Below are 20,283 nucleotides of genomic sequence, written 5' to 3' on the forward strand. Positions count from 1 at the left end.
CAATCTGCTGCATTACGAAATCCGCTATGCTTCGCGGCAGCCGCGCCGGCGAAACGGTCGGAGCGGCCAAGTGATCTCAACTCTGACGACGGATACATGGCTACCAAAGAAAGCTTAATTGTCTTGCTCGTGATCGGCGGCATTGCCGGCTGGCTGGCGGGTGTGCTAATGAAGGGCCGCGGCTTGGGGCTACTGATGGACATTGTTCTGGGCGTCGCCGGCGCCTTCCTCGCCCATTGGCTCGCGGTTAAGCTGGGCATCCACATCAGCAAGGGGTGGATTGGCTCGCTGATCACGGCTACTGTGGGGGCCGTGCTGATCCTAGTCGTAGCTCGGGGGATCACACGCAGGTAAGTGTAGACCGGTCGAGTAGCTGTTCCGCAGCCTCGACCGGCTTCTACCCGGTCGTCTCTTGACGACCCGAAGCGGGCGTTCGGACAATCGCGCTCCGAATGACCGTCCCCAAGCTGCAACGGCCATCCACCGATTCAGGTGTCTCTCGGCATGTCAACGAGGTAGCTATCTCTTTTCCCAAGAGGGACTTCTTTGGAAGTACGCATCGAAAATCCAATTTGTTGGCCCCCACATTGCGGATTGGCAGGATGGGCGCTGCATGACGGCACCCCCGTCTAGGGCTAACGCCTGTTGACGTCCTTCTGATATGCGAAGAGCCCTTGGCACATCTGGTGAGTTGCAGCGACGTGCACGGGAATCGTCGACGGGGGTGACCGGTAAGCTACCGATTGCAGCGGCAAGAAGTGCCAGGTGCACTGGCGCTGGCAATGCCCGCCTGCGCCAGACCTTCAGACCTCCGTCGGACGTGCAGCCCAGTCCATCAACAAGTCGTCCTGGGCGGGCGCCTACTACCGGCAAACAGCGAGCGAAGGGCAGTTCGTATCAGGCCGCCGTCCGGGCACTGGCATTCAAGGGGATACGGATCCTCTACCGCTGCTGGCAAGCGGGAACGCGGTGCGATGAGAGCATCTACCTCAACGCCCTGAGGAAGCGCGGTTCGCCGCGCATCGGAGACCACGGGCTTCCAAGGTGACCACTCTCGAGCGGCGGTGACGCAGTTCAACTCCAGCTATGAAGACCGACAAGATTACCCGGCTCGACTGCTCGAACCGGAAACCAACGCTCCTTTGAAAAACCACCTCATGGCGTGACTCAGTCATTCGACGGTGTTTTGTTGAACGATGGCCGGCAGAAAATGCGGACACCCGAGGCAATCTGTTTCATTGATGTTACGAATTAAGCATCATGCAGGACAGAGTTGACTGGGAACCCGTTGTCATTTGCCGTCGGCACCATATAGTAATTTTGTCTGCCTCGCCTTATGCGGATCGAGTGCACGTGGATTTTGTAACGTTTCGATGCGCTTGATAGCACGAATATCAGCGCTCAAGCGCACCGCGATCCCAACTCGGAAGACGGGCATGCTTCGACGGGAAGATAGTCGTTTTTCGCACGTGAATCGGCCGTTCATACTGCGAAAGTCATGGTACCGGTGATGTGCAGCCGGCAGTGCAAAAAAGCGTTTTACCGTTTTTCGCGAGGCACAGAATGAAATCAATTTCCAGACGCCTGTCCCGTCTTATTTCCCAGGGTCTCGCAGGTGGCGGCGTCATCGCGCTCACGTGCGCGATCGGCACAGGCTCCCAGGCGCAGACGCTCGGCCCACTTGTCCAGGTGACCGCGGGCGATCCGTTCAGTGGATGCGCTGCCGACCAGGTGCACGCGCAGGAGGCCGCATTCGGGAGCATCCTTTATCCAGCCACGTCGATCGAGCCGTGGGTGGCGGCTGATCCGGCCGACCCGTCTCGCCTCCTCGTCGGCCACCAACAGGACCGCTGGAACGATGGTGGCTCACGCGGGCTCGTCGGCGTCGTCTCCAACGATGCGGGCAACACCTGGACCAATTCGATCCCGACCGGCGTTACCGAGTGCACCGGGGGTAAATTCGGTCGCGCCTCCGATCCCTGGGTAGATTTTGCGCAAAATGGAACGGCGTTCTTCTTCTCGCTGGTGTTGGATCCGATGAAGCCGACGACTCCGTTTGGTGCACGAAATAGCGCGATGCTGGTCAGCCGGTCCGTCGACCACGGCGCGACGTGGCAGACTCCGGTTACGCTGATCCGCAACAACTCGCCGCACGTGCTAAATGACAAGAACGCGCTCACCGCCGATCCGACCGCGAGCGATTTCGTCTATGCGGTGTGGGATCAACTGAGCGTCTTCCCGCACACCATCGAGGCTGCTCAATTGCTCGCGGAAAACGATGGTGTCGAAATCGCGCGCAAATTGCTCAACGCTACAGCGGGCGGTGCTCCGTCCTTCAAGTTTAATTTTACCGGCCCGACCTTCTTCTCGCGATCCATTGACAATGGCGTGACCTGGAGCACGGCCGCCCCAATCTTCCATCCGGGCACGAACAAACAGACGATCAACAACATCGTGCGGGTGTTGCCTGATGGGAGTGTGCTCGATTTCTTCACTGCGATCGGTGTCACAAAGGCGGGTCTCAGCATCGGCTATATAAAGTCCACGGATAAGGGAGGGAGTTGGAGCGGGACGACGTTCGCCAACGATATTCACGTGGTCCGAGTGGTCACTCCGGACACCGGCGCGCCGATACGCGATGCCTCCATTCTCTACAGCGTGGCTGTGAACCCAGTCACGGGGGCAATCTATCTCGCCTGGCAGGACGATCGCTTTTCGACGGCCATGTGCCCCACGCCCACAAGTTCCACAGGGTCAATCCCGATCGACGGGATCGTCTTCAGCGAGTCGGATGACGGCGGGCTAACTTGGTCGGCGCCGGTGATGATCAACAAGACGCCGGCGAATGCCACGAACCCGTGCCGTCAGCAGGCCTTCATCCCCGCGGTGGTGGCGTCGGGCGACGGCAAGACGATCGTGGTGACGTACTACGACTTTCGTAATGACGGGAAGATATCTGGCATCGAGGGCACTGACTATTTCGCGCTCTTCTGCCCTACCTCCAGCGACTGCACGAAGCCCGCCAACTGGGGCAATGAGAAGCCTCTAACCACAGCCTCGTTCAACATACTTGACGCGCCCGTGGCGCGTGGCCATTTCCTTGGCGATTACATGGGCTTGACTGCTAGCGGGCCCAAGACCGTGTATCCGGTATTCGGCATAGCCACGGGTCTCAACGTGACGGCGGAATTCACCCGCCAAATCACATTGCCGTGAGCGCAACCAGCGGCGGCTGGAGGAGGGTCGCCGCCCGGTCCTCCGGCATGCGCAAGGGTCCCGGCAACAGCTCATATGGGGAGGGGAATGCGCGAGCTCTCTGCGATGATGCAGCAGTGTTTTCGTTGCGTGATCGCCTTGGACGCCCGTTCCCTGCACTCCCGAACCGCAAGATCTCTTTATGATCTTCGTCTCTTTTTCTGATACCAGCCATTCGGAAATGAACACGTATGCGAGAAGCCAATGGTTTGGCCAATGACCGCCTGTCAGTATCAGGTAGCGAAGGTCCGCAGCAGGATGTGAATCGGACGTTTCCATGAACGAGCACCAGCCTCAGCGAAGGACCGGTCATGGCCGATCTCTGCCCTCGGCGACCCGGAGCGGCCCCTGATGGCAAGCTGCGAACTGTTCCGTAACCGCAACATGTATCCGCAAGCGAGGTGTGCCCGTCCCCGCAAGCAAGTAGCCATTCCAGGCTCCCAAGGCACGACGCACCTCAAGCGTTGCCACCACCTCATCTGGCTCCCCTTGGTAAAGCTCATGCCAAGAAGACCCGGGCACATAGTCCGCACCGGCCGCGTTCCATTCTTCGAGAGTAACGGGAGGGACAGGAAGGACGAGATGCAGTCGACCATGCGGCGTCAGTGCTTGTCAATGCTTCGCGTGGCCAAGGGAGTTTGCTTTTGCGCTGCGGCTGTCACTGAGTTGGCTCCTAATACACCGTTCAATGCCATTTTCGCGCCAGACTTCTTGAGGACCGGTCCCCAATCGACCAGTCGATAGACCGGCCCATCCTTCTCGATACGAACCCCGGCCTGTGCCGCAGCTTGCTTAACAAGCATGGTCACAGTCTTCTTATCGATGCCAGTCCGCGCTACCACCTTGACCAAGGTCGCATCGGTGATGGCGTCAATCGCAGCCAGAACGGTAAGCATTCGCCGCAGGTCGCCCCTTGGGTATTTCGGCACGTCGTTGTCATCAACTGGCATCAATTTACACTTGGATCGGATTACCTGCGACAGTCTTTTAACGGCAGAGAAACGAGGGGGTTGACAATTGCAGTGCGCGTGGCCACGGCGCAGTCGGAGGCATGCGCTCTGACGGTCCAGATGATTCGCACTAGTCCCGACTCGGCAACCTAGATGTCGCGGCGAGCCCGACTGTCCCAACGACCCCGTCTCGTTCATTCACAACTCATTCGGCCATTGGCTGAAGTTCACCTGATGGCAGTCGTCCTGGCAACCGGACGCTGCGGCCTTGTCCTCCCGCGCGATGCTCATCGTGGCAGCGTGCGGATGCTGGACAATCGACAATAACCTGAGGCGCAAGGTGTCATCGAACGACGCCGTCCTGATCGCTTGCCTGAAGGGCCTGGGTGTACTGGCTCGGCTCGGGCCGCCGCCAGGCACGCCAGGTTGGCGTCCTTGAGATTGGACGTTGCTGCCTTTACCCTCTGGAGTTCGCCTTTCGATAAGCGAGAGCAGTTGTCAGTGAAATTTGGAAACCGCCTTCACCTTTCTGCGAGACCCGGCTGCATGCAGCGCATCGGAAGATGTTGTCGAGATGTCTTCGCGAAATATAGAGAATGACGCGCGCCTTGCAGGGGCGTTCCTCAATCTGGCTATTGGCTTCGGATTCTACGTTGACGTTGTCTGCCATCAGTCCAAGTCTGACATCAACTGATGAGGCCATGACTCCATTCGTCCCAACGACGCGAAGTACAGGGAATTGCAATGCGAACTGTGCGGGGACGTCCATTAATTACTGCGGTGCTACAGCAGGATAGCGCTAACAGGGTATGAGCTGTAGCTAGAGCTCAGCTTTCATCAGGGGCGGCGTTTCAATAATACCGGCGTCGGCGAATTCACGGGATGCCAGTACTTCCGGAGGGATGACAGCACGGTCGATAGGTGTGAATCCGAGGCGGGAGAAATAGCCGGCTGCCGCCTTGGTTCCGACGACCAGGGTATCGATGCCGCGCAGGCGGATATCGGCGACCAGCGCGGAAACCAGCAAGGCAGCCAGCCCTGCCCGTCTCGCGCGCTGGGCGACAGCGACCCCTCGCAACAGGCCAACGCTGCCCCCGAACACCTCGATGCCGGCGCAGCCGAGCAGGCCCCTCTTGTCCCGGCTGACATGAAATTCCACCGCGTCGCCACGTATCCCGCCGACGGGCAGCGAACACGACCGAAGCAATGCTTCCACATCATGCAGGTCTGCCTCTGTCGCACGACGCGGCCTCATAGTGTTACCTGTTGCCAATGATTCACGGCGGACATCTCCGCGCTCCGGCTGTTACCCACCAGCCTAACTAATCTTACTGTGTCATAAAAATTAAGGCATAATATGCCCATCATTTTTCCCTTTGATGGGAGGTGCCATGGGCATATCCAAAGAGTTCGATCGATACATGGCTCACCTGGCTGAAGGGTTGGGTCATGCCGACCGTCACGCAGGATTGACTGGGTATTGCACCGGTCTGATGCTGCCTCTGTCGCGCAAGAGCGTCGAACCCATGGCCGCCCGCGTTGATCCGCTGCGCGCCAGCGCCCGGCACCAAGCCCTGCATCACTTTGTCGCCAAGGCCCAATGGAGTGACCAGCAACTGCTCAATCGCGTGGCGCAGTGGGTGGTGCCGCATATGGACTTCAGCGCTGGCGGCTGGTGGATCGTTGACGACACGGGCTTTCCCAAGAAGGGCGTCCACTCGGTGGGCGTGACACGCCAATACTGCGGGGTGCTGGGCAAGCAGGACAACTGCCAAGTGGCCGTCAGCGTCTCGCTGGCCTGCGAACAAGGCAGCCTACCGGTGGCCTGGCAACTGTACTTGCCCCGCAACTGGGCCGAAGATGCCGAGCGCAGACTCAAGGCCGGGATTCCCGAACACATCGAGTTTGCGACCAAGCCTCAAATTGCCCTGCAACAGATACGGGGCCTGCTCTCTGAAGGAGCACCCAAGCACTGCGTGCTGGCCGACGCAGGCTACGGGATCGACTATGCGTTTCGTCAAGGGCTGACCAATCTGGGCTTGCCCTACGTGGTCGGGATCACCTCGGCCGTGGTGGTCTGGCCACCGGGGGTGGAGCCCCTGCCGCCAAAGCCCTACAGCGGCATGGGCCGTCCACCGGTGATGCCACGGCGCACCGCCAAGAGACAGCCGGTGAGTGTCAAGGCATTGGCGCAGTCCTTGTCCGACAGCGCATTCCAGAACATCAGTTGGCGCGAAGGCAGCAACGAGCGCCTGACGGGCCGCTTTGCGGCGCTGCGGGTACGCTGCGCCGGGGGTAACGTGGGCAAGGCGCGTCTGCTGCCCCAGCAGTGGCTGCTCATCGAGTGGCCCGCAGATCAGGCCGAGCCTGAGAAGTATTACCTGTCCACGCTGCCCGAAACCACGGCACTGAACGATCTGGTGCGCGCTGCGCACATGCGCTGGCGCATCGAGCGCGATTATCAAGATCTCAAGCAGGACCTCGGCCTGGGCCACTATGAGGGGCGGGGTTGGCGGGGCTTTCACCACCACGCCAGCCTGAGCATCGCCGCGTATGGCTTCCTGATGGCGCAGCGACTGAAAGCCGGCAGCAGCGCCGGCGGTAAAAAAAACTTCATCGAATGCCAGGTGCCTGCCATTCCCGAAGATTACGTTCCTCGGGGAAGTCCGGCGCGCGCAGCGTCACGTGCCGAACTCGATCAGGACGCTGCGCCTTCAGTTGAGCGTCGCACTCGCAGGCGCCCTGGGACATTGCCCGCATTGCGCCGCCGTTAGCGTTCGACTACGTTTGTGACACAGTAAGACTAACGCTCGCGCATTCTAGTCATCGTAGCCGTCATGCCAGCGCCGCCATTCGCGCTGGCGCTCCCGCCATTCATGCTCTCTCCATCGCTGCTCGCGCCGCCATTGGCGCTCCCTCCAGGCGCGCGCTTGCCAGTCGTCGTAGTAGTAAGCCGGAGCCGCTACCACCGGCTGCTGCTGGACGACCACGGGGGCAGGTTCGTAGTAGACAGGCGGCGGGGCGACAACCACTGGCGCAGGGATGCCAATACCAATACCCACGTCCACCCGCGCTTCAGCCATGTTGGAGCCAAGAGCGGTAACGCCGACCAGAAGCAAGAGCGCTGCGGCCTTTCGCATGATTTTCTCCTTTTTCTCTTGCTGAGACTCTAGGTCAGCATGGTTCTACGGTGTATTAGCAGATTTGCACAGCGGTGACATTCTGTAACGCGACGTCGACGCGCAAGGTGTCAAGCCGGACTATGGGAGCTACAAGACAACCGAGCATCTTCCGTGTGGACCGAAGTCAGAATACCTTCGAGAGGGCGAAGACCCGTAATAGGGGGTGGAGGCGCATCCGTCCAGGCTCACGACTTCAGCTTGCCTGTTTCAGAACTTACGGTTTGTCACGAGTTCGAGGTCAACTCGACTCGGAACAGTGCGTTTTTTCCGGTAAGCACGGCGCATTGCCGGGCTGCCAAAAATTGCTCAGGAGTTCACGTCATGAAGAAGCTGTTTGCTGCTCTCGCCTCTGCCGCCCTCGTCGGTACCGTTTTCGCGCAGACTGGTGCGCCAGCTTCCGGGACTCAGCCGCAAGCAGGGGCGACGAAAGACCAGGTGAAGGTCGTCAAGGAAAAGAGTGCCACCCCGGCGAAGGCCGACAAGGACACGAAGGGTGTCAGCGCGCAGGGCGATGAAGCAAAAGCGCAAGCCAGCGCCGGCAAGGAAAAGGCTGATGTAAAAGCTGGCGCAAATAAGGCCGCTGCCAAGGGTGCCCACCCTAAGGCGAGCAAGATGGGTGCCGCCAACACCGAGGCCGGTAAGGCGAAGGCTGAGGCAAAGAATGATTCCGATAAGGCCAAGGCAGATGTGGCGAAGCCCGATGCGCAGCCCGAAGCCGCGAAGGCCGCAGCCAGTGCTAACGTAGACAAGACGAAGAAGCAGTAAGCCGCTCGCATCGAGCGACCAGGAGGTCCGTTGCCAGGGCGACGGCCATGGCAACGAAGCTTGAGTGCCCGAGCTTTGCGGAGAGCGCAGGTTAGCTGAAAGGCAGCCTGGCCTCTGCATTTGTTACGTTTGGGGAAGTGCAATGAAGCCGTTTCTCGCTTTGCTTGTCGCCGTATCTACACTGCTTGGTGGTTGCGTCGTCGTGCCCTACGATGGCGGGTACTACGGTGGATACTATGGCCCGTACGGGTACTGGGGCCACAGACACTATGGACACCATGGGCACCACGGGGATGATGATTGAGGGCAATCAGGTCGAAATCGCGCTATGGCGTTGTTCGCGCTCGGCGCTCCGGTTGAGCGCAGGGCTGATGACGGCGACGCAATCATCGCGTCAGCGGGGATAGTCTTATGGATATCTACCAGTTGCGGTTGGTCTCAACGGTCGACGCTCAATGGCTATCCGCCGAACATAGGGGGCGTGTAGTTGTCGAAGACAATCAGGTAACGCTGGATGGGGCGCGGCTGGAGATTGTCAGCTTGCAGCGGTCGAGTCGAACGGAGGCAGTCACGCTTGCCTCTGGTACTTTGCTCGAAGTTTGGCAGCATTCCAAAGTGCTGTTTGTCGGTGCTAGGGCAGAGGATGTCGACGGTGCTCGAGCAGCGAAGACAGAGAGGGAAGAGGCGGCCCGAATCGCGCTTCACAAAAGTGAGGAGCGTCTTCGTAATCAAGCGCTTGCATTCAATGCGAGTCTGGCGATTCCAGTTCGGTGGGTGCCTGGTATCGTTGCGGTTGACTCGAGAAATGCCTCGAGGGTGCCTACCCACGACGAGCCCGAACGCGATGTTCACGTCCTGTTAAACCAGGCCATTCGTGATGGGCGGCTGATACGCGCGGCGGGCGATTTGCTGTGCAAGCGCTTGCGCCAAACCGACGGCGAGCTCCGGTCCGCACGAGGGCTGGACGAGTATGCTCGGGTATCTTGCCCCGCGTGTTTGGCAGCGGTAAAGCGGTGGGAGAGCGACTAGTGCCATTACGCATCAAAAGCCTTTTCGGCGAAGTAGTCCACGTGTGGTCGCCTCTGCTGCCGGCCTTCCGTGCTCAATTGCCGATATTCCGCGCAAATGATGGGCCCGCCGAGTGGCTGGGGTCATCAAGTGTGCCCCCCTTCGCGTTAGAGAAGGGCTGCTTTACCGTTCAGGCCAGGCTGCTCAGGTACGCAGGCGGCTATACTTTGCGAATCTTTGACGCTTGCAGGCCTTTCTGGCCTTGCGAGACATCGAACTCTACCTTTGCGCCTTCCTCAAGCGACTTGAACCCGGTACCTTGGATTTCGCTGTGATGAGCGAACAAGTCCTTGCCGCTATCGCTGGGCGTGATGAATCCATAGCCCTTTTCGTTGTTAAACCACTTCACAGTGCCAGTCGCCATCTTGTCCTCGAAATTTGGTGCGCACAGGTAGCTAGAACTTCCCGTTCCATCAGACTTGCTCATTCCTGCTCAAACAGGAACAAAGCTGACTTCCCGCTTCGCGGAGGACGGTTTCACTCGGGTCTTGCGATCCGAGCCAGAGCCTTCCTCTCCACGGGCTGACACCGTGGAACTCACGGCGTGGTTGCACAGGTTCACGGCCGCGTTCACATCGCGGTCGTGAATCGTCCCGCACGGGGGACACATCCATTCGCGCATGGACAGCGGCAAGCTCTCCAGCTTGTGTCCGCACGCCGAGCACGTCTTGCTGCTGGCATAGAAGCGGTCGGCCACCACCACCTTGGCTCCGCGCATGTCCGCCTTGTACTCCAGCTGCCGCCTCAGTTCGAAGAAGCTCATGTCGGCGATCGAACGCGCCAGGTGCCGGTTCTTCACCATGCCGCGCACGTTCAGGTCTTCAATGCCGATGGTGTGGAAGCGGCGAGTGAGATCAGTCGTGAGCTTGTGCAGGGCATCCGAGCGGATGGCGGCGATGCGGGCATGCAGCTTCGCCAGCTTTGCCTTCGCCTTGCGACGATTGGCCGATCCCTTGACCTTGCGCGACAGGCTGCGCGATAGCTTGCGCAGGCGGGCTAGCAAAGCCTTGTGCGGCTTGGGACCAGGAATCGCCTCTCCCGTCGAGAGCGTGGCCAGCGCCGACACACCCAGATCGACACCCACTGCCCCTTGGTTTTCGGCTTCGGGCAGGTGCGAACTGTCGGGTGTGTCCACGGTGATGCTGACGAACCAGCGGTCGGCCACACGGGAGACCGTGGCCGACATGATCTTGCCAGCAAAGCGCAACGTCTCGCGCATGCGCACCCAGCCGAGATTGGGGATGCGAATGCGTGAGGCGTCGATACTGAACTGATCGTTGGTGAGCGTAAAGCGGTCGTGCACGCCCTTCTTGCGGAACTGCGGATAGCGGGCGCGGCCCGCGAAGAAATTCTTGAACGCCTCGCCCAACTGGATGATCGCCATCTGCGGCGCATTCTTGGTGACTTCCATCATCCACGGAAACTGCTCGCGCTTGATCGCGTTCAGTTGGCGTCGCAACGCCGCCTGCGACGGCTTGAGCAGCGCATTGTCCGTCTTCCACGCCTCGTACTGGCGCTTCCACTCGGCCAGCGCCCAGTTATAGGCGAAGCGCGCCGTGCCCGCGGCTCGCGCCAGATACGTGGCTTGCGCGTTGTTCGGATCGAGGGCGATGCGGTGGGCAATCAGCATGACTGGGCATGCTCGACGGCCTGGCGCACGCCGTCGAGCAGCTTCTGATTCTTGCGCGAACGGCTGCCGTAGAGCCGGGCACTGAACACCGTGATGATCTCCAGCACGTCCTTGGCCAAGTCTTCCTCGAACGTCGTGTCCTCGCCCTGGTTGAGGATCACGACCTCGACGTTCTTCGCCTCGCAGATGGCGAACACCAGTTCCGCACCGAAGCGCAGCAGCCTGTCCTTGTGGGTGATGACCAGGCGCCCGACAGCGCCCTCGATGATCGCGCCCAGCAGGCGCTTGAGGCCCTTCTTGTGGTAGTTCATGCCGGAGCCAAGGTCGCCAATCACCTCAAACGTCCAGCCCTGGCGGGCACAGTAAAGCTCCAGCACCTGCTTCTGCCGCTCAAGGTCATCCTTCTGGTCGTGGCTGGAAACGCGGGCGTAGGCCACGGTGCGTCGCGCCGTAGCGATTGCATAGAATTGCTCGGGTCGCAGCCGCGCCAGATCATAGCGACGACGCCCGCCCGCTGTGCGTTCGTCTGGGATGAGCTTGCCTTCGCGCTCCCAGCGCCTCAGCGTTGGGGCCGAGACGCCCAGAAACTCCGCTGCTTCTTGAATGCTGCCCATCATGCGTGACATGCGCAAATTGTGCATGTCTGCGCAATAATGCGCAACTAATTCATCAGCAGTTCGAGCCCCGTTGGAATTATCGCAACGCCCGAACATTATTGGCTGTCGTGTGCCGTTGCGTACATCCAGCATAGCTGAAGAGGTGCGTGGCGACATCTCAGGGTTTACCTCTCGGCGACATGGTCGACGATAGGGCGCGAGTAGTTAGATGGACCCGGCGGCCAAGCCGAGCGCCGCCGAAATGAAGGAATGCATGAGTTGAAGTTACTCGGCCCAAACGATATCGGAGTTCTGCAGCAGATGCTCGGCCAGGATGTAGTCACCAAGCCTCATAGCCACCTTCAGATTTGAGGCCAAAGTTTCTCTTAATTCTGACGTAAGAAAATTTTAAATCGATATAGACTGGCCATGAAGTCCTGCTACCACCCGCGTAACCACCCCGGCTACGCGGGTTTTTTTTGGGGGCAGCGTGAGGCTTGCTCTTTGGTCTGACGCGCCATCCCGCCCATCAGCAGCTTTGTGGTGTCAGCGGACTCCGACAATCTCCCAGAGATGCCAATCGGTCGGTTGGCGAATGGCTACGGGCGCCACCGCTTGCATAGCACTGACGCCTCATGGTGTAGTCCAACCAGTGATTCAGCGGACGTTGGAGGCAAGGCGAAGGGGGAAGGTGCCACATAGCGCTGGGGTCGTGCTAGCCGCCGTTCGGCGTTCATGCCACCTCAATACAAGAGCGTGGCGAAGCTCATCAATTATCCCCAGGTGAGTGTTGTCTCCCCTAGCAGGTGTCCCGCCAGGATGTAATCGCCGTGCCGTACAGCCCGTTCCTCGAGCTCGTCGAGGCACGCCTCTGGTAGCTCCGTTAAATCGAACAAGCAGTAAAGATGACGTTGACGAAAGGTGAGCTTGTCCGCTCTCAAGCCGCGAATTAATGCATCTGGGGAACGTACGGCCGCATGTTCAATGGTCCGGAACCGCACCGAGTCGCCACCGGCATCGCCAAGCCGGCCGAGCTCCAACGCATCTTGCCAAGCCGTTTTGAGGCCAATTCCGGGCATCCAGATGAGAACTTCTGTTCCGCTGTTGCAGCCGGCATCGCCATGCACGACAGCACAGCATGTAAGGGCGCCTATGGCAATAACCTGCCGCAAAATTGCGCGCGGAAGGGGGCCGGTGGAGCTCATGAACACCTCACTATCCAGTGGATACTGAAATCCGTCACCCCTAGTCCAGAATTCGGCATCGGAAGGCTGACCAATTGAATCGGGGGCTGGATACTGCCATAGCGACGTTGCTAGCCGACCCGCAACGTGGACCCACTTGCCTTCGCATTGAATACGTGGCACGTATAACTGTCCAGCGTATTTGCCGCGATTGCCAGAATGATGTCTAGGATGTTTTCTTCACGATAGCCAGCATGCAAAAAGGTCTTGACCTCATGCTCGCTGGGGCGACCGCGATGTATGAACATTGCACGTGTAAAACTGACTAGAGCCCGAAGCCGGGCATCAGCGAGAGGCTTGCCGTGACGGATTGCCGCCACAATCTTTCTGAAGGTCTCATTGGCGGTGCAGGTGCCGTCACCAGAGGCCAGCTCGTCGTAGTTGCAGCCACTGGCAACCGCAAGTACAAGAAAAACCACTCGTTGTTCGAGCTGTGTCAGGGTTAAATCCTGACTCATAGCGCGGCAGCAATTTTGGTACGTGGCAAATAGTGAGGGCGCAACGGCCATAGCGGCATTCATGGTCGAGACGGTATCCGTCTTATCGATTGCCTCGCAATGCGTGTCACTGTCATTGGCGGGCACGGCTTCCCGGCCGGCATCGCAGAGCGAAATGCCGGCACCAGCGAGCATGTTCTTCATAGCGCAAGTCCTAGTTGGGTGGTTGCTGCCTGGTCTCTGCTTGTGTCAATCGGTAATGAGCCGCTCACAAGGCAAGACAGCCGGCAATCATCCTCGGGACTGGAGGCGGAAACACGCGCCAGCATCCGTCATCGTGCCGAAAGAAGAACAACGCGCGCAACCCGGCCGGTTGCGCGCTCTCGACGCAAACGTAGCGTCGTCGACCTGAGATGGTGCGACTGAATTCGACTACGCGGACCGCTGCCGTGGAACCAGGCGCGAGCCACTTCTCGACCTGGAAACGCAGCGACTGCTCGTTCGTGCCTTTCATGACCCCTCCAACATCCCAATGCTTTCTTTTTGCCGCGCTTATAGGGCCCAACAGGAGCCATGGCCATGGGGCGAAGGTGCAATGCGCTTCATGACACCTACGCTTCGCGGTCGAATCTTGAGGGACAACTCTATGCCATAAACTGCCGCCGTGCGTAATTTTTTTTGGGGTGAAATAGCAACAGCCGAAGGGCAGGAGGCTGCTTGCGCTTCTCTGGGATTGGGCAGAAGCCGGGCTCGTGGCCTGGGCTCAGAGCTCGGCAAGCGTCCAGAGAAGGAATTAAAAATCGTTTATGTCAGGACTAAGGCGCTCAGCCTTGTCGCTGCCGTAGGCGGCCACGGCCTCAAGCCGCGAAGCGGAGGCAGCTCATCAACATGGTTCCGAATGAGCCGGTACGCGCCTCAGCTAAGGCCCGTTACCGCGTTCAATGCTGCGTCCAGGATTGCTTCTGGTGGCAACGGCGGATTCGAGAATCGGAATCTCTTTCGAAGCGCGCCTGCTTCGTAGTCGACACCATAGCAATCGATGCCTAGTACGCGCACACCAGCTGGCACAATGCGTGAGACTTCCCGCACAAGATTGGCCTCAGTCTCTCCGGACAATTGGTCAACAAGGCACAGGTCAGCTTTATCCAGCCATCCCATCCGTCCGAGGCCCTCAATGAATCGGACTTTCCTTGTGCTCAATCGGAAGAACATGAAGTCCAGCGCCAACAGTTGCTCCGTCCCTGGCTCATAGCGCAGGTAACGAGCAAGAAATGCAGAACTTGGTTCGAAGCGCTCAGCATCGCCGACAACCGTCAGCCGGCGTGCAGTCTGAACGTCGGTGGCATTGCACCACAGTCGCATACGGGTAACCAGGCAGGGTCACTGAGTGGGTGGCCAGCGTGCCCAAAGCGGCTTCGTGTAGGAGATTGATGACGTGTCCAACAGACATTCTTCACACCGTTCTCTGGTCAACCGCATCTTGATGATGTCGGTGCGACGCGGCACTTTCTATCCTAGCTCACATCTCATGCAAAGCGCTGATGTTAGGGCCGCACGCTGGACAGCTGGCAATAACTTGACTTCATGTGGCACTTCTTCAGTCGCGACGAGCGAGAATCCCCAGCGAGCGAAGTACGCGGGAGCCACTGTGGAGAAAATATAGGCATCATGAGCTTCTGTGCCGCGAGCCCGCATCAATAGTATTTCAACCGGGCGCGTTGCGATGCCGTTTTCTCGGTATGCTGGCTCAACTGCGACTGAGCGGATGAGCACATGCGAGCCGCGATATTCCGCTGCCGCACATCCAACAATGCGGTCTTCATATATCGCAACTTGGAAGTCTTCAATTAACTCATAGGTATCGGAGGTGGGGAGGCCGCATTGCTCAAGCAATGCAGCAATGTGATGCCAATCTGAACGAAGGGCCGAGCGCACAACAACGTCGGTCAGCATGATGATGTGTCTCCTGCGTGCGTCATCTTCTGCCGAGAAGTCCCGCGCACATCAAATAATATTGAAGGCAATTATGTTGCCCTCGTTGTATGACAGTCCGGCGGTTATGCAACCTCAGATAGACCGTTCAGTAAGACTATCATCGAACAAGGAGCTCGTCTGTAAGTGATTGTGATTGAGCTTCCCTGCACCGCGTCGACCGTGCGTAGCCGGATGGCGCCTCCCTCAGTGCATTTTTTTACCTCATTGATAGCAGTGTATTGTGATATTAGTTTTGTCTAATGCAGGATTTAGTTTTTGTAAATGTGCGTTGAAGCATTCTGGCGACTCATTCGGGTGAGACCAAATTTAACTGCCCTATAGAGTCTTGCTTAGATAAAAGCGAAGAGATGAAAGCTAGTTCATTTGGCTGAGAGAATTTTTCCGTGCGTATAGTTAAAATATAGAGGGTGCACTGTTGAGGGGGCGCACTTTTGAGGCGCGATATGAGTCTCAAATTGTTGTGGGAGCATCGGGGGGGATAAGAAGAATGATAAGAGATGTGAGGATTCGCGCCGCCGGGTCGGCAGACGTAGAAGCAATCTCGCACGTGCTCCGTTCCTGCGGTTTGCTCGGCAGCGATATTGACCCCTCGGCGAGCCTCTACAGCCTGGCTGCCATAGGTGAGAACGTAATCGGCTGCGCCTGCGGCGAAATGCATGGCGAGACGGTCATCATTCAGGCCGCTGCGGTTCTAGGCGAGTACCGGGGCCATCAGGTTGCTACGCATCTGGTTAGGGCCATCTTGATGCGTGCCCGCGCCAACGGCTGCACGAGGGCTGCGGTGCTCACGTCCGAGCATCCTGCGTTCTTTGCTCGTTTCGGGTTCACGCTCACCGCGTTAGAAGACATGCCACAGAGGATGAAGCTGTCCAAGGAATTCCTTCGGCGGTTTGGCGCAAGGACACACTACATGTGCCGTCATCTCGACTGATTTCGCAGCGATTATCGAGCACTACGGCACGGCACTGATAGCAATCGAAGACCCTGTGCGCGAATGCTCTGTTGCGTGCGAGGCGAAACCTCAAAGACCCCGGGGCATGAACCGAGCCTTCTCAAACCTCGTGAAGTGCGCTGAAATATGAAATCAATCTCGCTCTCGGGAAAGTCGCCAAGGTTGCGGTATGCTACTCGCATTCTCTCCTGGTGGGAATTCCGCTCGACCTCGGTCAGAGCAACCACACTAGCCAGCCAGCAGGGACCGCGAATGCCATTGTAGCCAGCGCCGTCTCCACGGCCCATAGTTCTCGTCCATCAATTGACCGCTGCGTTGACAGCGCTTATCTACACGCTTAAACCCTTCAAGGGCTTCGAGTACGTGTGTGGCATGTGTTTAAAAGCATCATAGTGTGAGATGAACTGTCCCACAATAGAGTGTGGGAGATGGCACCTCCTGCCAAAAGGGGGCATGCTTTGCCCCCGCTCGTTGTCGGGGATACCGTAGAGGCAATGTTTCAGGGCTCGCCAGAGCAGCTCGCCGACATGTGCGGTTGGTTGAGCGAAGGCATGTCGGCAGCGCTTGTGGAAGAACTTGACGTTACTGAAGTGAAGCCACCATTTGCGCGCTATGACCGGTTCGAGCGCTTGCCCTCCCTGTAAGGGCATTCATCGCGCACCGTGTTCGTTGACTGCACTGCGGGCTATGCAGGCGCTCAAACCAAAGGAACAGAGAACTGCCAGGGCGCCACCGACCGGTTTGCTGACAATGAAGCCGGGAGTATCCGCCGGCGGGGTGCCTGCAAAGGTGCGCTAGGATGTAATTCGGGCATGCCTCCAGCGCAGCTTACCCAGGCAAATCTCGGCGAGCGTCATGAGGGGATTGAAGTGCGCACCGGAAATATTGATGAATGTGGCGATGAGCGCAGTCGGTCACGCCCACAACCTGCTGCAAATCCGGGCCTCTGTGTTCAATAACCAGCTCTGGTGGTACGTTGAACGATGGTTCCCTCCAACGCCGGAGAAGAAGGCTCACCGCCTTGCCGCTTACTCAGCCCCTGGGTTGGCGAGGTCTCCTACACGCAATTTCTCCCGGAAGACTGATGGAGGTCTCAGGTTCTCGAGCCACGGTTTTGTGCAGTGACGAGCTGATATTCCAGTACAACGAAAAGCGAGGTTGAGACCCAGCTCTGCCTCACCATCGAAAAGACTAATGGCAATGACTGCTCCTGCTGGTACCTTACGCCAGATTCCCACCAGCATCTGGATGCTGGGCTTCGTCAGCTTGCTGATGGATGTGTCGTCTGAGCTCATCCATAGCCTGCTGCCTGTCTTCATGGTCACTACGCTCGGTGCAAGTGCCATGGCGGTCGGGCTAATAGAAGGCGCGGGCGAGGCGACGGCCCTGATTGTAAAAGTCTTTTCCGGCGCATTGAGCGACTATTTAGGAAGGCGCAAGGGACTGGCAGTCTTCGGCTATGCGTTGGGTGCGCTGTCGAAGCCGTTCTTTGCATTTGCCTCGGGGGTCGGCATGGTGCTGGGTGCGCGCGTTGCTGACCGTGTTGGCAAGGGCATTCGTGGTGCGCCGCGTGATGCACTGGTCGCGGATATTGCTCCGCCCCACCTTCGAGGTGCCGCCTTCGGACTTCGACAGTCGCTGGATACAGTGGGAGCCTTCCTCGGCCCCCTGATTGCTATCGGTTTGATGTATCTCTGGGCGAACGACTTTAGGTCCGTCTTCTTGGTGGCCGTTATTCCGGGCATCTTAGCTGTCGTCTTGCTCTTGTTCGGTGTGCAAGAGCCGGAGGCCCACGAAGGTGCAAAGCGTGTTAACCCCGTTCAACGCGAGAATCTCGTGCGGTTGAGTCCAGCCTATTGGGGTGTGGTTGCCGTGGGTGCGGTGTTCACGCTGGCGCGATTCAGTGAAGCATTCCTGGTGCTGAGGGCTCAGCGTTTGGGCCTGCCGCTGTTCCTGGCGCCTCTCGTTCTGGTGGCGATGAATCTTGTGTATGCCATCGCAGCCTATCCATTCGGGAAGCTGGCTGACGAGTACAGTCATTCCAAACTCCTGGTATGGGGACTGGTGGTGCTGATAGCGGCTGACGTTGTGCTTGCCATGGCTTCGCACTGGTCGGTCGCGCTCTGCGGAGTCGTGCTCTGGGGGTTGCATATGGGAATGACGCAGGGACTCTTGGCGACCATGGTCGCCGATACCGCGCCAGCTGACCTCAGGGGCACGGCGTTCGGTGTCTTCAATCTGGCTAGCGGGCTGGCGCTGCTGATTGCGAGCGCATTGGCGGGCTGGCTGTGGGATAGATTCGGAGCCGCCTTTACGTTCTATGGCGGAGCAATATTCAGCGGTGTGACTATCTGCCTGATTCTCACTGCGAAATTCGTCCGACGACGGTGAAGGTAGTCGGGCTCTGGTCAGTCTTGGGAATGAGCGCCATGATGATGCGCATGGCCCTCCATCGCGTCTGCGCCATGGTCGGAAACTTGCGTATCGAACCAAGCGTGAAGAGCAGACACAAGACTGGGCTCAGTAGTGCGAAAAGACAGTTCGCCGCCCCTTGCGACGTCCATGTATGTAATAGAAATTTGGCCCGGCTTCGCTGCCTTGAGTTGGGCAAGGCCAGGCATCTCATTGCCATGTATGTACGAAGGGCCTGAGAAATCGCCTGCCTGGAACTGCTTCTGGATGAGCTGTAGGTGTTCTCGCACCAATCGGACCTGCGTGACATCGGACGCATCATCCTTCGCGACCACGCGCTGGGTTCCCCCGTCCCTCGTCTTGGTAAATACGTGTGTTGTGGCCCTTAGACTGAACGGCATCACGTCTGCGCCTAACTTGGCGACCTCCGCTTGGCGTTGCGTGTCAGCAGATTGCGCGGTGAGCGGTAGGCTTGAAAAGACGGAAAGCGTAAGGCAAAGACTGAGCTTCTTCACGATGGACTCCGGACTCAATAGGCAGTGCAGTTGTGTTGGGTAGCCCGACACCTGCGTCAGGACGAAAACTCCTCAAATGCAGCGAGCGCGTGCGTGGCGTACATCATCGACGGCCCGCCTCCCATATACACGGCTGTTCCCAGCACTTCCTCTAATTTAGCTCGGGTGGTTCCGAGTTGGACAAGCGTTTTGACGTGAAAGCCAATGCAGTCATCGCAGCGGCACGCGATTGCAATACCCAGCGCCACCAACTCCCGGGTCTTTTTGCTTAGCGCGCCTTCTTTGGTGCCGGCTGCAGCCAGCTGGCTGAAGGCCGTCATCAAGCCCGGCTGGCTCTCTCGCAGGCCGCGCATTTGCGCCGACACGTCTTTGACCACAGTCTTGAATTCTGGCAGGCCACTCATGAAAACCTCCTTCATCTTGAGGCCTGCGATGGCAGGCCGAACGATATATGGACTTACTTGGCACCAGACTGTAAGGGCCCGGTGAACCCGTCTTGAAGGGAAGCAGGAGAGCAAGGAGCATCGTGTCCATCTAAATTCTTGGTGGACACGTGAACACTATCGAAGAGAGCGTACCAGCGCGACGCCGACGTCAGCATAGCGCCGAGTTCAAGGCCAAAGCCGTCCAGGACTGCATGCATCCTGGTGTTTCGATTGCGGCAGTAGCGCTGCACCATCGCGTGAACGCGAATCTGCTGCGGCGCTGGGTCGCTGAGCACCAAGCGTTGGAAGCCGCGGGCGAAGCCCGCGCATTGATGACAGTACCCCAAGCCGAGTTCATCCCGCTGCAGATCGGCGATCCCACGCCGACGCCGGCGATACCGGATATACAGATCGAAGTGCGACGCGGTGCAGCGACGATCAACATTCGTTGGCCGGGATCGGCCGCAGCAGAGTGTGGCGAATGGCTTCAGGGGTGGTTGCGTTGATCCGCGTCGAGGCAATCTGGCTAGCCACCGAGCCGCTGGACATGCGAGCGGGAACAGATACGGTCTTGGCTCGGGTGGTGAAGGTATTTGGAGCCGCCCGGCCACATCATGCTTATCTCTTCACGAACAAGCGTGCCACGCGGATCAAGGTGCTGGTGTACGACGGCATTGGCATCTGGTTGGCGACGCGGCGGCTCAATAAGGGTCGCTTCGTCTGGACCGACGGTATGACAGCCATCACGACGCCGCTGTGTCGGGAGCAACTGGATGCGTTGGTGCTGGGCCTGCCTTGGCAGCGCTTGGGCCGCGATGAGGCGATCACCGTGCTTTAGTCGTGGCTTGGCACAGGAG

22 protein-coding genes and 2 pseudogenes are annotated in these 20,283 nt (G+C 58.7%); 12 read left to right on the forward strand and 12 right to left on the reverse strand.

All coding sequences use genetic code 11. From position 1 onward, the window contains the following. Positions 1 to 96 precede the first annotated feature (96 nt). The gene (locus CupriaWKF_RS32265; RefSeq protein ID WP_276103410.1) at positions 97 to 354 is read left to right on the forward strand and encodes a GlsB/YeaQ/YmgE family stress response membrane protein; all 258 of its coding nucleotides are present in this window, start codon (positions 97 to 99) and stop codon (positions 352 to 354) included. Positions 355 to 1,563: 1,209 nt separating this feature from the next. Further along, positions 1,564 to 3,216: a sialidase family protein gene (locus CupriaWKF_RS32270; protein WP_276103411.1), complete on the forward strand. Its 1,653-nt coding sequence runs from the start codon at positions 1,564 to 1,566 to the stop codon at positions 3,214 to 3,216. 641 nt (positions 3,217 to 3,857) lie between these two features. Here CupriaWKF_RS32270 and CupriaWKF_RS32275 read toward each other — a convergent pair. Continuing rightward, complete coding sequence (locus CupriaWKF_RS32275) at positions 3,858 to 4,205, reverse strand: hypothetical protein (RefSeq protein ID WP_276103412.1); 348 nt, start codon at positions 4,203 to 4,205, stop codon at positions 3,858 to 3,860. Between the two features lie 244 nt (positions 4,206 to 4,449). On the opposite strand from CupriaWKF_RS32275, the pseudogene CupriaWKF_RS32280 reads away from it, so the two are divergent. Next, positions 4,450 to 4,590: pseudogene (locus CupriaWKF_RS32280) on the forward strand (EamA family transporter); the annotation flags it as partial. Positions 4,591 to 5,025: 435 nt separating this feature from the next. Here CupriaWKF_RS32280 and CupriaWKF_RS32285 read toward each other — a convergent pair. After that, positions 5,026 to 5,460, reverse strand: coding sequence for a GNAT family N-acetyltransferase (locus CupriaWKF_RS32285; RefSeq protein WP_276103413.1), 435 nt, complete (start codon positions 5,458 to 5,460; stop codon positions 5,026 to 5,028). A gap of 136 nt (positions 5,461 to 5,596) precedes the next feature. Here CupriaWKF_RS32285 and CupriaWKF_RS32290 point away from each other — a divergent pair, with 136 nt between their 5' ends. Further along, entirely contained in the window at positions 5,597 to 6,979 is a 1,383-nt protein-coding gene (locus CupriaWKF_RS32290; protein WP_276102015.1) for an IS701 family transposase, read from the forward strand. 45 nt (positions 6,980 to 7,024) lie between these two features. Here the strand turns inward: CupriaWKF_RS32290 and CupriaWKF_RS32295 are convergent, their stop codons facing one another. Continuing rightward, positions 7,025 to 7,345: a hypothetical protein gene (locus CupriaWKF_RS32295; protein WP_276103414.1), complete on the reverse strand. Its 321-nt coding sequence runs from the start codon at positions 7,343 to 7,345 to the stop codon at positions 7,025 to 7,027. A gap of 363 nt (positions 7,346 to 7,708) precedes the next feature. Here CupriaWKF_RS32295 and CupriaWKF_RS32300 point away from each other — a divergent pair, with 363 nt between their 5' ends. Together CupriaWKF_RS32300 and CupriaWKF_RS32305 are read left to right on the forward strand one after the other, a co-directional pair. Continuing rightward, positions 7,709 to 8,152, forward strand: coding sequence for a hypothetical protein (locus tag CupriaWKF_RS32300; RefSeq protein ID WP_276103415.1), 444 nt, complete (start codon positions 7,709 to 7,711; stop codon positions 8,150 to 8,152). 411 nt (positions 8,153 to 8,563) lie between these two features. Next, on the forward strand, positions 8,564 to 9,181 hold the full coding sequence (locus CupriaWKF_RS32305) for a hypothetical protein (RefSeq protein WP_276103416.1): 618 nt from the start codon (positions 8,564 to 8,566) through the stop codon (positions 9,179 to 9,181). A gap of 199 nt (positions 9,182 to 9,380) precedes the next feature. Here CupriaWKF_RS32305 and CupriaWKF_RS32310 read toward each other — a convergent pair whose 3' ends face one another. The 3 genes from CupriaWKF_RS32310 to CupriaWKF_RS32320 all read right to left on the reverse strand — a co-directional run bounded on the left by CupriaWKF_RS32310 (position 9,381) and on the right by CupriaWKF_RS32320 (position 11,476). Next, positions 9,381 to 9,584, reverse strand: a complete 204-nt coding sequence (locus CupriaWKF_RS32310) for a cold-shock protein (protein WP_276104091.1) — start codon at positions 9,582 to 9,584, stop codon at positions 9,381 to 9,383. Positions 9,585 to 9,653: 69 nt separating this feature from the next. Next, a complete protein-coding gene (locus CupriaWKF_RS32315; RefSeq protein ID WP_276103418.1) occupies positions 9,654 to 10,850 on the reverse strand; it encodes an RNA-guided endonuclease TnpB family protein in 1,197 nt (398 codons plus the stop codon). Continuing rightward, positions 10,844 to 11,476, reverse strand: a complete 633-nt coding sequence (locus CupriaWKF_RS32320) for an IS607 family transposase (protein ID WP_276104092.1) — start codon at positions 11,474 to 11,476, stop codon at positions 10,844 to 10,846. Before CupriaWKF_RS32320 ends, CupriaWKF_RS32315 begins: the two co-directional genes overlap by 7 nt. Positions 11,477 to 12,423: 947 nt before the next feature. Between CupriaWKF_RS32320 and CupriaWKF_RS32325 the strand changes: the two genes are divergently transcribed. After that, on the forward strand, positions 12,424 to 12,729 hold the full coding sequence (locus CupriaWKF_RS32325) for a hypothetical protein (RefSeq protein ID WP_276103419.1): 306 nt from the start codon (positions 12,424 to 12,426) through the stop codon (positions 12,727 to 12,729). Between the two features lie 32 nt (positions 12,730 to 12,761). Here CupriaWKF_RS32325 and CupriaWKF_RS32330 read toward each other — a convergent pair whose 3' ends face one another. The 4 genes from CupriaWKF_RS32330 to CupriaWKF_RS32345 all read right to left on the reverse strand — a co-directional run bounded on the left by CupriaWKF_RS32330 (position 12,762) and on the right by CupriaWKF_RS32345 (position 15,080). Then, on the reverse strand, positions 12,762 to 13,331 hold the full coding sequence (locus tag CupriaWKF_RS32330; protein ID WP_276103420.1) for a hypothetical protein: 570 nt from the start codon (positions 13,329 to 13,331) through the stop codon (positions 12,762 to 12,764). A 64-nt stretch (positions 13,332 to 13,395) separates the two neighbouring features. Beyond that, positions 13,396 to 13,641 carry a hypothetical protein gene (locus CupriaWKF_RS32335; RefSeq protein ID WP_276103421.1) on the reverse strand — a complete coding sequence of 82 codons (246 nt, stop codon included), beginning with the start codon at positions 13,639 to 13,641 and terminating at the stop codon, positions 13,396 to 13,398. A gap of 401 nt (positions 13,642 to 14,042) precedes the next feature. Continuing rightward, positions 14,043 to 14,489: a hypothetical protein gene (locus CupriaWKF_RS32340; protein ID WP_276103422.1), complete on the reverse strand. Its 447-nt coding sequence runs from the start codon at positions 14,487 to 14,489 to the stop codon at positions 14,043 to 14,045. Between the two features lie 147 nt (positions 14,490 to 14,636). Continuing rightward, positions 14,637 to 15,080: a GNAT family N-acetyltransferase gene (locus CupriaWKF_RS32345; protein WP_276103423.1), complete on the reverse strand. Its 444-nt coding sequence runs from the start codon at positions 15,078 to 15,080 to the stop codon at positions 14,637 to 14,639. A gap of 541 nt (positions 15,081 to 15,621) precedes the next feature. Here CupriaWKF_RS32345 and CupriaWKF_RS32350 point away from each other — a divergent pair. The 3 genes and pseudogenes from CupriaWKF_RS32350 to CupriaWKF_RS32360 all read left to right on the forward strand — a co-directional run bounded on the left by CupriaWKF_RS32350 (position 15,622) and on the right by CupriaWKF_RS32360 (position 18,465). Next, positions 15,622 to 16,053, forward strand: coding sequence for a GNAT family N-acetyltransferase (locus tag CupriaWKF_RS32350; protein ID WP_276103424.1), 432 nt, complete (start codon positions 15,622 to 15,624; stop codon positions 16,051 to 16,053). A 503-nt stretch (positions 16,054 to 16,556) separates the two neighbouring features. Beyond that, positions 16,557 to 16,718: pseudogene (locus CupriaWKF_RS32355) on the forward strand (acylphosphatase); the annotation flags it as partial. A 550-nt stretch (positions 16,719 to 17,268) separates the two neighbouring features. Then, entirely contained in the window at positions 17,269 to 18,465 is a 1,197-nt protein-coding gene (locus CupriaWKF_RS32360) for an MFS transporter (protein ID WP_276103425.1), read from the forward strand. Positions 18,466 to 18,482: 17 nt separating this feature from the next. On the opposite strand, the gene CupriaWKF_RS32365 is transcribed toward CupriaWKF_RS32360, so the two are convergent. Beyond that, positions 18,483 to 19,001 (reverse strand): aspartate carbamoyltransferase, encoded by a 519-nt coding sequence (locus CupriaWKF_RS32365; RefSeq protein WP_276103426.1) that lies wholly within the window; start codon positions 18,999 to 19,001, stop codon positions 18,483 to 18,485. Between the two features lie 56 nt (positions 19,002 to 19,057). Further along, a complete protein-coding gene (locus tag CupriaWKF_RS32370; protein WP_276103427.1) occupies positions 19,058 to 19,405 on the reverse strand; it encodes a carboxymuconolactone decarboxylase family protein in 348 nt (115 codons plus the stop codon). A 149-nt stretch (positions 19,406 to 19,554) separates the two neighbouring features. Here CupriaWKF_RS32370 and CupriaWKF_RS32375 point away from each other — a divergent pair, with 149 nt between their 5' ends. Together CupriaWKF_RS32375 and tnpB are read left to right on the forward strand one after the other, a co-directional pair. Continuing rightward, positions 19,555 to 19,932: a transposase gene (locus CupriaWKF_RS32375; RefSeq protein ID WP_276103008.1), complete on the forward strand. Its 378-nt coding sequence runs from the start codon at positions 19,555 to 19,557 to the stop codon at positions 19,930 to 19,932. Continuing rightward, positions 19,929 to 20,264, forward strand: a complete 336-nt coding sequence (gene tnpB, locus CupriaWKF_RS32380; RefSeq protein WP_276103009.1) for an IS66 family insertion sequence element accessory protein TnpB — start codon at positions 19,929 to 19,931, stop codon at positions 20,262 to 20,264. Before CupriaWKF_RS32375 ends, tnpB begins: the two co-directional genes overlap by 4 nt. The last annotated feature ends 19 nt before the right edge of the window (positions 20,265 to 20,283 follow it).

It is taken from the genome of Cupriavidus sp. WKF15 (assembly GCF_029278605.1).
In the GTDB taxonomy this organism is placed as follows: domain Bacteria; phylum Pseudomonadota; class Gammaproteobacteria; order Burkholderiales; family Burkholderiaceae; genus Cupriavidus.